At 67.6% G+C, this 14529-nt stretch carries 14 protein-coding genes and 1 pseudogene; 8 read left to right on the top strand and 7 right to left on the bottom strand.

From position 1 onward, the window contains the following. From WS96_RS34920 to WS96_RS22760, 3 genes are all read left to right on the top strand, one after another. Nucleotides 1–77, top strand: a 77-nt coding sequence (locus tag WS96_RS34920) for a 4Fe-4S dicluster domain-containing protein (protein WP_133168007.1), incomplete at its 5' end; no start/stop codon positions are given. A gap of 49 nt (nucleotides 78–126) precedes the next feature. Next, on the top strand, nucleotides 127–1320 hold the full coding sequence (gene bktB, locus WS96_RS22765; RefSeq protein WP_059825882.1) for a beta-ketothiolase BktB: 1194 nt from the start codon (nucleotides 127–129) through the stop codon (nucleotides 1318–1320). Between the two features lie 38 nt (nucleotides 1321–1358). After that, a complete protein-coding gene (locus tag WS96_RS22760; protein WP_059835582.1) occupies nucleotides 1359–2213 on the top strand; it encodes a 3-hydroxybutyryl-CoA dehydrogenase in 855 nt (284 codons plus the stop codon). 62 nt (nucleotides 2214–2275) lie between these two features. Here the strand turns inward: WS96_RS22760 and WS96_RS22755 are convergent, their stop codons facing one another. Next, nucleotides 2276–2938, bottom strand: coding sequence for a TetR/AcrR family transcriptional regulator (locus WS96_RS22755; protein WP_059835580.1), 663 nt, complete (start codon nucleotides 2936–2938; stop codon nucleotides 2276–2278). A 95-nt stretch (nucleotides 2939–3033) separates the two neighbouring features. On the opposite strand from WS96_RS22755, the gene WS96_RS22750 reads away from it, so the two are divergent. Both WS96_RS22750 and WS96_RS22745 read left to right on the top strand, forming a co-directional pair. Beyond that, nucleotides 3034–3864 (top strand): NmrA family transcriptional regulator, encoded by an 831-nt coding sequence (locus tag WS96_RS22750; RefSeq protein WP_059835578.1) that lies wholly within the window; start codon nucleotides 3034–3036, stop codon nucleotides 3862–3864. A 38-nt stretch (nucleotides 3865–3902) separates the two neighbouring features. Further along, nucleotides 3903–4347: pseudogene (locus tag WS96_RS22745) on the top strand (anthrone oxygenase family protein). Nucleotides 4348–4366: 19 nt separating this feature from the next. Here WS96_RS22745 and WS96_RS22740 read toward each other — a convergent pair. The 3 genes from WS96_RS22740 to deoC all read right to left on the bottom strand — a co-directional run bounded on the left by WS96_RS22740 (nucleotide 4367) and on the right by deoC (nucleotide 7360). Continuing rightward, on the bottom strand, nucleotides 4367–5233 hold the full coding sequence (locus WS96_RS22740) for a DUF2071 domain-containing protein (protein WP_059835575.1): 867 nt from the start codon (nucleotides 5231–5233) through the stop codon (nucleotides 4367–4369). A gap of 265 nt (nucleotides 5234–5498) precedes the next feature. Then, on the bottom strand, nucleotides 5499–6410 hold the full coding sequence (locus WS96_RS22735) for a phytanoyl-CoA dioxygenase family protein (RefSeq protein WP_059835573.1): 912 nt from the start codon (nucleotides 6408–6410) through the stop codon (nucleotides 5499–5501). A gap of 269 nt (nucleotides 6411–6679) precedes the next feature. Next, nucleotides 6680–7360 carry a deoxyribose-phosphate aldolase gene (gene deoC, locus WS96_RS22730; RefSeq protein WP_059835571.1) on the bottom strand — a complete coding sequence of 227 codons (681 nt, stop codon included), beginning with the start codon at nucleotides 7358–7360 and terminating at the stop codon, nucleotides 6680–6682. A 146-nt stretch (nucleotides 7361–7506) separates the two neighbouring features. Here deoC and deoR point away from each other — a divergent pair, with 146 nt between their 5' ends. Next, the gene (deoR, locus tag WS96_RS22725) at nucleotides 7507–8277 is read left to right on the top strand and encodes a DNA-binding transcriptional repressor DeoR (protein WP_034209379.1); all 771 of its coding nucleotides are present in this window, start codon (nucleotides 7507–7509) and stop codon (nucleotides 8275–8277) included. Between the two features lie 34 nt (nucleotides 8278–8311). Here deoR and WS96_RS22720 read toward each other — a convergent pair whose 3' ends face one another. Genes WS96_RS22720 through rbsK form a run of 3 tightly spaced genes read right to left on the bottom strand, consistent with a single transcriptional unit; the run spans nucleotide 8312 to nucleotide 11719 of the window. Continuing rightward, entirely contained in the window at nucleotides 8312–9376 is a 1065-nt protein-coding gene (locus WS96_RS22720) for an aldose 1-epimerase family protein (RefSeq protein ID WP_059835569.1), read from the bottom strand. A gap of 2 nt (nucleotides 9377–9378) precedes the next feature. Continuing rightward, nucleotides 9379–10752 carry an L-fucose:H+ symporter permease gene (gene fucP / locus WS96_RS22715; protein WP_059835567.1) on the bottom strand — a complete coding sequence of 458 codons (1374 nt, stop codon included), beginning with the start codon at nucleotides 10750–10752 and terminating at the stop codon, nucleotides 9379–9381. 40 nt (nucleotides 10753–10792) lie between these two features. Continuing rightward, on the bottom strand, nucleotides 10793–11719 hold the full coding sequence (gene rbsK / locus WS96_RS22710) for a ribokinase (RefSeq protein ID WP_059835565.1): 927 nt from the start codon (nucleotides 11717–11719) through the stop codon (nucleotides 10793–10795). Between the two features lie 403 nt (nucleotides 11720–12122). On the opposite strand from rbsK, the gene WS96_RS22705 reads away from it, so the two are divergent. Further along, nucleotides 12123–12800 carry a heavy metal response regulator transcription factor gene (locus tag WS96_RS22705; RefSeq protein ID WP_059499809.1) on the top strand — a complete coding sequence of 226 codons (678 nt, stop codon included), beginning with the start codon at nucleotides 12123–12125 and terminating at the stop codon, nucleotides 12798–12800. Continuing rightward, nucleotides 12797–14257: a heavy metal sensor histidine kinase gene (locus WS96_RS22700; protein WP_059835563.1), complete on the top strand. Its 1461-nt coding sequence runs from the start codon at nucleotides 12797–12799 to the stop codon at nucleotides 14255–14257. Before WS96_RS22705 ends, WS96_RS22700 begins: the two co-directional genes overlap by 4 nt. The last annotated feature ends 272 nt before the right edge of the window (nucleotides 14258–14529 follow it).

The following is a 14529-nucleotide window of genomic DNA, read 5'->3' as shown; positions in this document are numbered from 1 at the left end:
ACATCAAGGACCCGACGCAGAACATCGTGTGGGTCACGCCCGAAGGCGGCGGCGGGCCGAATTACCCGAACATGTAACGCAACGCATCCCCGCGCCTTGCGGGCGCGAACGAACCGGAGTGAGACGATGAGCAATGCAGCGAAGGAAGTCGTGGTGGTGAGCGGTGTCCGTACCGCGATCGGCGATTTCGGCGGGAGCCTGAAGGATTTCTCGCCGACCGACCTCGGCGCGAAGGTCGTCGCCGAAGTGCTGGCGCGCGCGAACGTGCCGGGCGATTCGGTTGGGCATGTCGTGTTCGGCCATGTCGTGAACACCGAGCCGAAGGACATGTATCTCGCGCGCGTGGCGGCGATCAACGGCGGCGTCGCGCAGCACACGCCGGCGCTCACCGTGAACCGCCTGTGCGGCTCCGGCCTGCAGGCGATCGTGTCGGCCGCGCAGACGATCATGCTCGGCGACGCCGACGTCGCGATCGGCGGCGGTTCGGAGAGCATGAGCCGTGCGCCGTACACCGTGCCGGCCGCGCGCTTCGGCCAGCGCATGGGCGACGCGAAGCTCGTCGACATGATGCTCGGCGCGCTGCACGACCCGTTCCAGACGATCCACATGGGCGTGACGGCCGAGAATGTCGCCCGCAAGTACGACATCTCGCGTGACGCGCAGGACGCACTGGCGCTCGAATCGCATCGTCGCGCGGCGCGCGCGATCGCGGAAGGGCGCTTCAAGGATCAGATCCTGCCGATCTCGATCCGCACGAAGAAGGGAGAAGTCGCGTTCGACACCGACGAGCACGTGCGGCACGACGCGAGCGCGGACGATTTCACGAAGCTCAAGCCGGTGTTCGTGAAGGAGAACGGCACCGTGACGGCCGGCAACGCGTCGGGCATCAACGATGCGGCCGCTGCCGTGCTGATGATGAGCGCGGACGCCGCGCGCGCGCAGGGCGTGAAGCCGCTCGCTCGCCTCGTCGCGTATGCGCACGCGGGCGTCGATCCTGCGTACATGGGCATCGGTCCGGTGCCGGCCACGCAGAAGGCGCTCGAACGCGCGGGCCTGAAGATCGCCGATCTCGACGTGATCGAAGCCAACGAGGCGTTCGCCGCGCAGGCCTGCGCGGTCACGCAGGAACTCGGCCTCGATCCCGCGAAGGTCAACCCGAACGGCTCGGGCATCTCGCTCGGTCACCCGATCGGCGCGACCGGCGCGCTGATCACGGTGAAGGCGCTGTACGAACTGAAGCGTATCGGCGGCCGTTACGCGCTCGTGACGATGTGCATCGGCGGTGGCCAGGGGATTGCCGCGATCTTCGAGAACATCTGATAATCGAGCGCTCCGCACCCGAACACACAGGAATCGTCATGACCATCGAAACCGTTGGCGTCGTAGGCGCCGGAACCATGGGCAACGGCATTGCGCAGACTGCGGCCGTTGCCGGACTCAACGTCGTGATGATCGACGTCAGCGACGCCGCGCTCGACAAGGGTCTCGCGACGCTGAAGGGCAGCCTCGAGCGGCTCGTGTCGAAGGACAAGCTCGACGCGGCCGCACGCGATGCGGCGCTCGCGCGCATCGCGACGTCGACCGACTACGCGAAGCTCGCGGCGGTCGACATCGTGATCGAAGCGGCGACCGAGAACGTCGAGCTGAAGGGCCGCATCCTGAAGCAGATCGAGTCGGTCGCGCGGCCCGACGCGATCATCGCGACCAATACGTCGTCGATCTCGATCACCGCGCTCGCGGCGCCGCTCGCCGATCCGTCGCGTTTCGTCGGCATGCATTTCTTCAACCCGGTGCCGCTGATGCCGCTCGTCGAGATCATCCGCGGGCTGCAGACGAGCGACGCGACCGCGTCGGCCGTGCGCGCGCTGACCGAGCGTTTCGACAAATCGCCGATCGGCGTGCGCAATTCGCCGGGCTTCGTCGTGAACCGGATCCTGGTGCCGATGATCAACGAAGCGTTCTTCGTGCTTGCGGAAGGCATCGCGTCGGCCGAGGAGATCGACGCGGGGATGAAGCTCGGTGCCAATCATCCGATCGGGCCGCTCGCGCTCGCGGATCTCGTCGGGCTCGACGTCTGCCTCGCGGTGATGGACGTGTTCCTGAAGGACTTCGGGGATCCGAAGTATCGCGCGTGCCCGCTGCTGCGCGAGATGGTGTCGGCGGGGCGCCTCGGGCGGAAGACGGGACGCGGGGTGTACGACTACGGCAAGTAAGCGGCAAACCATGCCGATTCGTGCGGCCGCCTTCGGGCGGCCGCTTGCATTGAAGGGCGCGGCTACGCGTCGAGTACCGACAGGTCTCGCGGCAGCCCCCGCTTGAACATCGCGAGAAGCTGCCGCGCCGCCTTCGGCGGCAACGTGATCGCATGGCGCACGGCCGCCGCGATCTGGATCATCATCAGTTCCGCGAATGCGCTGCGTTGCGCGCGGGTCGTGTCGGGCGCGACTTCCGCCAGCGCATCCGCGAACAGTCCGGCCAGGAATTCGCCGTCCGCGCGATCCAGTTCCTGCAGCGCGCGATCGGCCTGCGTCGCGCGCCAGATGTCGCGCATCAGCGGCTCGTCGACGAACATCCGGTAGTAGCTGTCCGTGATGCGTGCGAGCGTGCCGTGCAGGTCGTCGAGCGTCTTCATCGTGGCGAGATCGCGCCGCACGCAGTCGTGGCCAACCTCGTTGTAGCGCTCCGCGAGCGTGCCGATCACGGCCGCCTTGTCCGGAAAGTACTGATACAGCGACCCGAACGAAATGCCCGTGCGTTCGACGATGTCGCTCATCCGGAACGCGTCGCAACCTTTCTCGATCATCACTTCCGATGCGCACGCGAGGATGCGCTCGAACCGCTCGCGGCTGCGCTGCTGCGTCGGTACCAGCCGCGCACGCGCCGGCGCGTCCGCCGCCGTGTCGGGCTCGTCGCTCTGCCCCGATTTTTGCCGGCCCATGCCGCCTCCCGAAAAACTTGACGTTGTTAATGCGAGAGTCTATCGTGTTTTTAAAACGCGAGATATTCTCGTGTTTTTTCCAAAAGGAGACGCACATGTCGGCACTTCCCATCCTCATCGTCGGCGGTTCGGGCAAGACGGGCGCCCGCGTCGATGCCCGGCTGCGCACGCGCGGCCTCGCGACGCGACCGGTGTCGCGCACGTCGGCGGTCCGCTTCGACTGGACGGCGCCCGACACGTGGCCGGCCGCGCTCGATGGCGTGTCGGCCGCTTACGTGACGTACCAGCCCGATCTGGCCGTCGACGGTGCGGTGGACGCGATCGCCGGATTCGCGCGGCGCGCGCGGGACAGCGGCGTCGAACGCGTGGTGCTGCTGTCCGGGCGCGGCGAGCCGCGTGCGCAGGCCGCCGAGGCTGCGTTGCAGGCGTCGGGCGTGGGCTGGGGTGTCGTGCGTGCAAGCTGGTTCAACCAGAACTTCTCCGAAGGCTATCTGCTCGACGGCGTGCTGGCCGGCGAAGTCGCGTTGCCGGCCGGCGCGGTGCCCGAGCCGTTCGTCGATGCGGACGACATCGCTGACGTGGCCGTGGCCGCGCTCACCGATGCGCGGTTCGCGGACCGCGTGATCGAGGTCACGGGCCCGCGCGCACTGACGTTCGCCGAAGCGGTCGGCGAAATCGCACGGGCTGCCGGGCGGCCGATCGCCTATCGCGAGATTGCGCACGACGCGTTCGTCGCGGGGCTGCGCGAGGTCGGCGTGCCGGCGCCGATCGTCGCGCTGCTCGACGACCTGTTCGACGTGGTGCTCGACGGACGCAACAGCGCGGTGACGCACGGCGTCGAGGCCACGCTCGGGCGCCCGGCGCGCGATTTCGCCGACTATGCGCGTGCGGCCGCCGCGACCGGCGTGTGGAGCGCCCGACCGTGATCGCGTTCGTGACTTCAGCTTTATTGTGAGGGGCCGCTCTGGGCTGCGGGGTTGATGGCCGGCGTGTACGTCGCGTTTTCGACGTTCGTGACGATGTCGGTCGGACGGCTCGCGCCGCCGGCCGGCGCGGCCGCGATGAACGCGATGAACGTCGACATCGCGCGTTCGTCGTTCATGCCGCTGTTCCTCGGCACGACGCTGATGGCGCTCGCGCTCGTCGTGATCGCGCTGGTCGATCGCGACTCGCCGGGCGCGATGGCCGCGCTCACCGGCGGCGTGCTGTACGGGTTAGGCATGTTCGCGGTGACGCTGGCCGTCAACGTGCCGCTCAACGATGCGCTCGCCGCGGCCGATCCGGCCACGACGCACGGCGCGGCGCTGTGGGCGCGCTACCTGCACGACTGGACGAGGTGGAATCACGTGCGCACGGTGGCGTCGGCGGCTGCGTGCGTGTCTTTTATCGCAGGGATTGCGGCGCGGTAGCGCCGCGCCGATCCGCGCGCTACAGCAACCGCTCGGAGAGCACGCGGAACGCGACGTCGGGAACGACGAAGCACATCGGCTCGCCGGTGGCGCCGATGCGTGCGAGGAAGTCGCTCTCTCCCACGGGGCCGACCGTCTTCAGCGGCCGGACGGCGTCGACGTCGATCGGCAGGTCGATCGACGCGTACGCAAGGCGATCGCAGTCAGCGACATGCGCGATCGCCGAGTGCTGCAGCGACACGGATGCGACGGCAGCGCGCCAGTCGCTGAAGAACGGCGCGAACGCGTCGGGCAGCGTTCGATCGTCCGACGCTTGCGCCGTGCAGCGGAAGTCGGGCGCGCTGCCACCGCTTCCGGCCAGCAGCGTGTCGTAGCGTCCGTCGCGTACCGCATGCGTAAAGGGCCGCGCGAGATGCGACGGCAGCGCGTCGCTGAAAAGCCGGCTGCCGAGCGCATAGAGCGGGTGGTCGAACACGTTCTTCACGAACAGCACGGTGCGCTCCGCCGGCGCGCCGTCCGGCAGCGCGTCGACGTAGAGTCGCCAGTTGCTCTGCAGCGGCGACGGAAAGACGCGCCGCAGCGGGCCGGCGAGCCGCGGACCGAAGTGCCGGTGCCGGTAGGTGAGCGTCGTGAACAGCGTGCGGCCGCCGCGGCTCGCGAGCGTGACGCCGCGCGGCACGAGGTGTGCGACGGCCGCGACATCGACGACCCACGTGCAATACACGACATGCTCGACGTCGCTCGCGAGCTGCAGGAACGGTAGCCGCGACAGCAGCGTGCGGCGTGCGCGCAACAGCGAGCCGCTCGCGACGATCCGGTTGGCGATCCGGCCGGCGAGGCCGGTGGACGGGTAAACGAAGGCGTTATCGTAGCGCATGGGCGGCATTGTGCCGGGCTTGTCGCGTGCGCGGAAGAGGGGGGGCAGCGTCGTTGGCCGAACCGCGTGCGGTTGCCGGGCGCCGCCGCATGGTGCTGCTCGTGCGAGGGATCCGGCCGGCCGGTCTTCACGCGTGACGCACGCGTGCGGATGACCGATCGCAACCGGCGTTGCGGATCGAATGCGGATGTCAGCGCGCCGGAATCGACGGAAAAATTGCCGTCGCCCCGCACGTACCGGAGATGTGGGAGCGCTCCAGCGATCCCGCCACGATTCATTCCGGCTCGGGTTCGTGCATCCGTTGCCGCGACACGTTCAACCAACGCGCGATCCTGCCGCCCGCGAGTTGCCACTCGAACGGATTGCGGAAGTCGAACGTGTACAGTTCGCGTCGAAGGTACGGCCAGCACCCCCGTAGACTCCGGGACACCCGCGCGCGCTCGATGCGCGAGGGCCGCCACGTGTCGTGCCAGGGGAAGTTCGTCGCGATACTCGAGCGCCGTCGCGGTAACCGGAAATTGAGCGCATACGCGTACCGCGGCTGGTCCGAGATGTTGGCCCCCGCGGCATGCAGCGTGCGCCCCGCATGCACGGTGCAGTCTCCCGGCATCAACGGACACGCCACGGCGCGTGCCGGATCGAATCCGCCGACACACTCGAGCCCATGGGCGGTCACGTCGCCCCCGAGCGGTGCATGCGGAAGGACGTCGTACCGATGCGATCCGGGGATGAACTGCATGCACCCGTTGTCGATCGACACGGCTTGCAACGGAATCCAGAAGTTGATTTCGCGATGGTCGATGCGCGCGTCGGTAAACGCGTCGTCCTGATGCCATGGCGTCACGGTGTCCGTATGCGCCTGCTTCAGGAAAAAACTGTCGCCGGCGAAACGAACGTTCGGGCCGAGCAGCGTCTTGGCGATATCGAACGCGGCGCGGCGGATACGGAGCCTCGATAGCCGACGCTCGAAATAGGATGCCCAGTGGAGTTGGAGCAGTTGAGGCTCGAAATCGCGCCCATTCGACTCGGGATAGAAATCGAACATCAGGCCCTCGGCGTAGCCCGTGCGGCCGCCGAGCAGACGATGGCCGATTTCGCGCAAGTCTTCGATCTCCGAGGTGTCGATCAGCCCGTTGATGACCGCAAAGCCGTCGTGATGGAACCGGGACCGAAGATGGGCTTGCATTGGAGCCTTGACGATGAGTTCACGGATCGCGAAGCGATGCAGACGGCCTCTTTTTCGATTTTCGTATTTTCGCGCGGGACGCTTCTGTTCGATATCTTACGTTGATTGCCGACGGCGGAGCAGCCGACGAGGCGTCTGCGGGTGTCCGGCGACCTGGCCGCGCGGGCGCGCAATCGCCGGGCGACGCGGCATGGTCGGGCTCGCGCGAGGTATTTCGATGGCCGGTCTCGACGCGTGACGCACGTGCGCGAAAGCCGGCCGTTCGCGCGTCAGTACCCCGACCCGCCGCCGCCCTGATCCGTGACGATCGCCACCCCCGAACTCGTGCCGAGCCGGGTCGCGCCGGCCTCGAGCATCGCGAGCGCGGCCGCGCGGTCGCGTACGCCGCCCGACGCCTTCACGCCGAGCGTCGGCCCGACCGTGCGGCGCATCAGCGCGACATCCGCGAGGGTCGCGCCGCCATGGCCGAACCCGGTCGACGTCTTCACGAACGCGACGCCGAGATCGCGGCACATCTCGCACACGCGCACCTTCTCGTCGTCGGTCAACAATCCCGTTTCGAGGATCACCTTGAGCGGCACCGTGCCGCAGGCGCGGTGCACGGCGTCGATGTCGGCCTTCACGTCGTCGACGCGGCCGCTTTTCAGCGCGCCGATGTTGATCACCATGTCGATCTCGCCGGCGCCCGCCGCGATCGCGACGGTGGCTTCGAATGCCTTCGCGGCGGACAGCCCCGCGCCGAGCGGAAAGCCGACCACGGCACAGACGAGCACGCCGGTATCGGCCAGTTCGCGCGCGGCGAGCGGCACGTTCGCCGAATTCACGCAGACCGAGTAAAAGCGATGCTCGGCCGCCTGGCGGCAGAGTTCGCGGATCTGCGCGTCGCTCGCATCGGGCGCGAGCAGCGTGTGATCGATGGTTTGGGCGAGTTGGGCGTTGGAAAGCGGCATGTGTCAGGACTCCACGGATCGTGTGCGGAAAGGGCACACGGAAAGTTGATGTTTTCACATCGGTTTGTTACAAATACGACATTCCGGCCGGGCCTGCGCGCCCGGCACGATGAGCGACTCACGCGACGGGCACGCAGGATACAGGCATGGAAACAAAGAAGGGCGAACGGATCAAGACATTGATGAACGTGCTGCAAGGGCAGAACGCGATTCATCTGCGGGAAGTCGCCGAACTGTTCGGCGTGTCCGAAATGACGATCCGCCGCGATCTCGCGGACAACCCGCACGGCCTCAGCCTGATCGGCGGCTACGTGACGCGCCATTTCGCCGCGCAGCGCAGCGACATCGGCGAATACCTGATCAGCGCCGAGAACAACCGGCAGACCGAGGAGAAGCGCCGCATCGGCAAGCTGGCCGCGCAGTTCGTGACGACCGGCGACACGATCTTCGTCGACTGCGGGTCGACCACGCCGTTCGTCGTCGATTTCATTCCGGACGACCTCGAATTCACGGCGGTCTGCAATTCGCTGAACGTGTTCGCGAAGCTGCAGCAAAAGCCGCATTGCAACGTGATCCTGTGCGGCGGCGCGTATCACCGCCAGAACATGGTGTTCGAATCGGTCGCCGAAACGGGCATCCTCGATTCGGTGCGCGTGTCGAAGGCGTTCATCTCGGCGGCCGGCGTGAGCGACCGCTGCGGCGTCACGTGCTTCAACTTCCACGAAGTCGATGCGAAGAAGAAGGTGATGGCGCGCGCGCAGAACCGCTTCCTGCTGGTCGATCACACGAAGTTCGACGAAGTGCGCGCGGCCTATTTCGCCGAACTGACCGATTTCAACTACGTGATCTCCGACGGGCAACTGAGCCGCCGCTACGAAACGGCGATCCGCGAACACGGGATCGCGCTCGTGACCTGATGCGCCGCGGGCGTGCAGCGCGCCGAGCGTCGCGCTATTCATCGCGTCGAGCATCGCGCGCTTCCGCCGCGCTCAAGTAGCCGGTGACCACTTCGAAGCGGCGCGACGCGCCCGGCGCCAGCGCCGCGACGTGACCCTTGCGGCGTTCGGCTTCGTAACCTTCCGGCTCGCAGGTCGACGGCAGCGCGAACGCGGCGACCTGCTGATCCGCATTGTGCAGGATCCAGCGCGTCGCATGCGGGAATTGCGCGGGGCGGTACGCGGTATGGAACGCGCCGCCGTCCGGATGCGCGAGCCGGAAATGCGCGACGCCGTCGGCATCCGTTGCCACGTCGTTCATGAAGAACACGATCTCGGGGTCGTACAGCGCGGGCGCATCGAGCGTCGCGAGCCGCGCCGGATCGCGCGCGAGCGTGGCCGTGTAGTCGCGCCACGCGGCGGTCGGCTTCACATGCGCGGGCACGCTGTCGCGCAACCGCACGCCGCCGTGCGGGAGCGATTGCACGAAGCGGCCGCCCGGCACGTACGCATAGTTCAGGTGGGCCATGTACATCAGGTCCATCGGCGCGCCGCCGAGATTCGTCACGTCCATCGCGATCGTCATCCGCGCATCGTGCTCCGTCAGCCGCACCGACGGACACGCGACGTAGTGGCTGCCGAAGCCCTGCACGTACTCGTATTCGCCGGCCACTTCGACTGTCGCGCCGCGCGCATCCGTGCCGACGACCAGGCTCGCGCGATCCATCGGCGCGCACGGCATCTCGCCGTGCAGCGCGTGCGTGTCGTCCGGCCCCGGGCAGCCGTTGCGCAGCAGCCCGCTGTGGAACATGAAGCAGCCATAGGTATCGACGATCGACGTCGCGCGCCTCGGCTGCCGGAACATGTGCTTCATCGTCAGGTCGCGACCGTCGAATTCGGCGGCCCAGATCATCTGGCCGAGATACGGCAGCACGACGAGATGGCCGCGGCGGTTCTCGAGCTTCAGCGCCTCGACGCCGGACGGATACGCGAACGCGGTGACGGTGATGCCGTCAGTGCGGTACAGCGTGCGCGGTGCTTCGCGGAAGTCGTCGCGCCGCAGTTCGATCTCGCCGCGCATGGTCAGGCTCCCGACGTGTGGCGCGTCGCGGCGTAGCGCGCGGACGTGTGGCCGTCGGCCGCCGCGTCGGGCGTGGCCGCCGGCAGATGACGCAGGCAGTAGAAGCCGTAGTAGACGATCACGACGAAGCACGCGAGCGGCACGACGAACGCGAGCTGCATGTTGCCGCCCGTGTGATCGGAGATCAGCCCCTGGATCAGCGGCACGACCGCGCCGCCGACGATGCTCATCACGAGGATCGAGCCGCCGTATTCGGTGTCCTTGCCGAGGCCGTCGATCGTCAGCCCGTAGATCGTCGGCCAGCACGGGCCGAGGAAGATGCTCACGCACACGGCCGCATACACGGCCGTGATGTTGTGCACGCCGATCGTGTACGCGAGCAGCGCGATGCACAGGATGCCGTAGACGATCAGCACCTTGGCCGGGCCGACGCGCTTCATCACGAGCGTCGCGACCAGCTTGCCGACGAAGAACGCGAAGAAGGTCGCGAGCAGGTAGCGCGACGCGCCGCGCTCGGTGAGGCCGCCGATCTGCATCGCGAGCCGGATCGTGAAGCTCCACACGCCGACCTGCGCGCCGACGTACAGGAACTGTGCGACCACGCCCGCGACGAAGCGCCGGTTGCCGAACAGGCGCGCGAGCGTGCCGCGCGCGTCGATCCGGTGCGCGACCGTGCTCGCGCCGTTGCCCTTGCACGCCGGGTACGGCGTGAGCGCGAACACGACGAATACGGCGGCGAGCACGACGATCAGCCACTTGTACGGTTCGAGCGTGGCCTGGATCATCGCGAGCTGGTGCGTGTGGGCTTCGGCGGCCGACATCGCCGCGAGCTGTGCATGCGACGCGTCGCCTTCCTTGAAGATCAGGAAGCTGCCCATGTAGACGCCGGCCATCGCGCCGAACGGATAGAACGTCTGCGAGATGTTCAGCCGCCGCGTGCTGGTGTCGCGCGGGCCCATCAGCGTCGAATACGAGTTCGACGCCGTTTCGAGGAACGACAGGCCTGCGGCGATCACGAACAGCGCGACGAGGAACATCCCGTACTTCGCCATCGACGCGGCCGGGAAGAACAGCAGGCAGCCGGTCGTGTAGAGCAGCAGGCCGACGAGGATCGTCGTCTTGTAGCTGAACTTCTTCACGACGGTCGCGGCCGGAATCGCGAGGAAGAAGTAGCCGAGATAGAACGCGGACTGCACGAACGCCGATTCGAAATCGGACAGGAAGAACGATTTCTTGAACTGCGCGATCAGCACGTCGTTCAGGTTCGCGGCAGTGCCCCACAGCGCGAACAGGCAGCACAGCAGCGTAAACGCGAAGAGCGGCGTGCGGTTCAGGTAATAGCCGTCGGGTGTGTGTTCGATCCGGGTTCGGCTCATGGGTGTCTCCTTCCCAATGTCTCGTCGATGAAGGCGCCGGTCAGAAGCCGGCGTCGCGGAGGAAGCGTTCGAACGTCGCAGCGTCGGCGTACGACTTCTGCGTGCCGAGGCCCGTGACCGAATGCGCGGCATAGGCGGACGCGTAACGCATCGCGTCGACGGCGTCGCGCGACGCGGCATAGCAGCGCGCGAAGCAGCCGATATACGCATCGCCGGCGCCCGTCGTATCGCGCGCGTCGACCGGCACGCCCGGCACGTGGCGCGCGCCGTCGCGCGACACCAGCAGCGAACCCTTGTCGCCGAGCGTGACGAGCACGTGCTTGAGCCCGCGCGCGACCAGCGTTTCGGCGGCCCGGGTCGCGCTGTCGCGCGAATCGACCGGCATGCCCGACACGATCGCGAGCTCGGTCTCGTTCGGCACGAAGAATTCGACGGAACGGATGCGCTCGAAATCGAGGTCGGCGACGGCCGGGGCCGGGTTCAGCAACACGGGAATGCCGTGCCGTGCGCCGAATTCGACCGCGTGATAGACGGTGTCGAGCTCGATTTCGAGCTGCAGCACGATCAACGCGCAGTCGGCGAGCATCGGCGCGGCCGCGTCGATGTCGGCCGGTCGCAGATGGCGGTTCGCGCCCTTGACGATCAGGATGCTGTTGCTCGAATCGGGCTCGACGAAGATCGGCGCGACGCCGCTCGGCACGCCGGCGACCTTGCGCACGTGCGTGGTGTCGATGCCTTCGCGCTCGAAGTTGCGGATCGTGGTGTCGGCGAACACGTCGTCGCCGACCTTCGTGACCATCACGACGCGCGCGCCGAGGCGCGCGGCCGCGACGGCCTGGTTCGCGCCCTTGCCGCCGCAGCCGAGCTCGAAGTTCGGCGCCTCGAGCGTTTCGCCCCGGGCGGGCATGCGCGTGACATAGGTCACGAGGTCGACCATGTTGCTGCCGATGACGGCGATCGTCTCCATCTGCGTCTCTTCCTTGGTATGGGGGCGCCGCGCGCGTGGTCGGCGGCGGCTCGTGAATGTGATAATAAAATCACATTAAATGTGAAAATGCAATCCTATGATGTTAGAAGGGTCACTTGTGGGGGCGGGAATCCGGTCGGACGAATTGTTCGTTCCGCCGCGTTGGAGCGGGTTCGGATTCATCGGGGGAGCGCTGGGAGTCGTTCCGCGAACGATGTCGCGTTCTCCTGTTTCGTTGCGCGGCGCGATGCGAGCCATGTCGCGCACTTCGCGGCCGTACGCCACGATGACCGGCCGATTACCGTTTTGTTATCCACGCCGTTTACGCCTGCACGGTGAGCGGCCGCGTCGCCGTTTCCGGGTAACATCGCCCGATGTCCCCATGCAAGCGACGGAGCCGGCCATGCGCATCCTGATAGTCGAAGACGAACCGAAGACGGGCGCGTACCTGAAGAAGGGGCTCGAGGAATCGGGCTTCAGCGTCGATCTCGCGAAGGACGGCGGCGAAGGGCTGACGCTCGCGCAGGAAGAGCGTTACGACGTGATCGTGCTCGACGTGATGCTGCCCGTGCTCGACGGCTGGGGCGTGCTCAAGCGGCTGCGCGACACGCACACGACGCCGGTGCTGTTCCTGACCGCGCGCGACGACGTGCAGGACCGCGTGCACGGCCTCGAACTCGGCGCCGACGACTATCTCGTGAAGCCGTTCGCGTTCGTCGAGCTGCTCGCCCGCATCCGCACGCTCGCGCGTCGCGGGCCGCCGCGCGAGACCGAACGCCTGACGGTCGGCGATCTGGACATCGACGTGGTGCGCCGCCGCGTGAAGCGCGGCGCCACGCGGATCGACCTCACGCCGCGCGAATTCTCGCTGCTGCAACTGCTCGCGCGCCGGCAGGGCGAGGTGCTGAGCCGGACGCAGATCGCCTCGTACGTGTGGGACATGAATTTCGACAGCGACACCAACGTCGTCGAGGTCGCGATCCGGCGCCTGCGCGCGAAGATCGACGACGCGTTCCCGGTCAAGCTGATCCATACCGTGCGCGGCGTCGGCTACGTGCTCGAACCGAAGGACGACGCATGACGCGCCCGCGCTCGCTGGCCGCGACGCTCGCGCTCGCGTTCGCCGCGACCACGCTCGCCGCGTTCGCGCTCGTCGGTGCGTATGTGTATGCGGGCCTCGAGCGGCAGGTGAATACGCAGGACGATCTCGACATCGTGCTGGCCGCGCGTCACACGCGCCGGCTCGCGGGCGAGCTCGAGTCGCTCGATGCGGTTCGCACGCACGCGGAGCGGCTGACGAGCCAGGTGCTGGGCAACGAGGCGCTGTCGATGGCCGCCGTCGATGCGCGGGGCGACGTGCTTGCACGTCACAACGTCCGGCTCGCTGCACCCGACGATGCGCCTGCGGCCGCATCGGTTCCGCTGGCCGACGCGCAATTGTTCGCGCCGCACGCGGTGCCGGTTCCCGCGAACGACCGGATCACGGCCGACCGACTCGTCACGTGGACCGCCGACGGCGGCACGCCGATGCGCGGCGTCGTGATCGAGGCCACGCTCGGCGACCGCACGCCGATCCGCATCGCGATCGCCCGCAACATGCGCGACCGGGCCGATCTGCTCGACGGTTACCGCGACCGGCTCAAGCTCGCCGGCGGGCTCGGCGCGCTGTTCGCGCTGCTGCTCGGCTACTGGCTGATCCGCACGGCGCTCGCGCCGCTGCGCGAGATCGTCGACAACACCGGCCGGATCACGGTCGACAAGCTCGACACGCGGCTCGACGCGTCGCGCGCCCCGCCCGAGTTGCGCGCGCTCGTCGATGCGCAGAATGCGATGCTCGGCCGCCTGCAGCAGGCGTTCGCGCATCTGTCGCAATTCAGTGCCGATCTCGCGCACGACCTGCGCACGCCGCTGAACAACATGCGCGGCGCCACCGAAGTCGCGCTCGCGCGGCCGCGTTCGGCCGACGAGTACCAGGCGCTGCTCGAATCGAATCTCGAGGAATACGATCGTCTCGCGCGAATGATCGAGAACGTGCTGTTTCTCGCGCGTGCCAAGCATCCGAGCTTCGTCACCCGGCAGCGTGCGTTCGACGTGCGCGACGAACTCGAGCGCATCGCGGAGTATTTCGAGGGGCTTGCCGATGAGGCGGGCTCGACGTTGCGCGTCGAAGGGCAGGGGCAGCTGACCGCCGACGTCGAGCTGTTTCGCCGCGCCGTCGGCAACCTGCTCGCGAACGCACTGCGCTACACGCCCGCCGGCGGTGTCATCACGCTGCGCGTGGATGAAGCCGCCGATGCGGTGCGCGTCGTCGTCGCGAATCCGGGCGAGCCGATCGATCGCGCGCTGCTGCCGCGGATCTTCGACCGATTCGTGCGCGGCGACCCCGCGCGCAGCGGCGGTGCGCCGGGCGGCACGGCCGGGCTCGGCCTCGCGATCGTGCGCTCGGTGATGGAGCTCCACGGCGGTACCGCGCAGGTCGAAAGCGACACGCTCGGCACGCGTTTCACGCTTACGTTCAATCGGCTGCCGGCAGTGTGATGGCGGGTGCGGCGGCCATGCCGCCCATCGCCTCGGCAACGCTGCCAATGGTGCTGTCAGCTTTGCGGGCGCGATTGCACGTGTCGATGCGCGACGACAATAGCAACCCACCGCGATCATGGCGACGGGCGCGAGGCCCAGCCCGACCAGCACAAAGGTAGGGGATGAGAGATCACGGAAACGCCTGAGCGAAGTGCGCCGATGCGGAAATGCAGCGGCGGAGTGGCCGTAGTTGGGCGGCCTCAGGAGGGTGTATGTGGTTGAAAAAAGTT

Source organism: Burkholderia sp. MSMB1835 (assembly GCF_001526365.1).
Taxonomy (GTDB): domain Bacteria; phylum Pseudomonadota; class Gammaproteobacteria; order Burkholderiales; family Burkholderiaceae; genus Burkholderia.
Note: the sequence above shows the minus strand (reverse complement) of the source record. Positions and strands in the feature narration are given on the sequence as shown.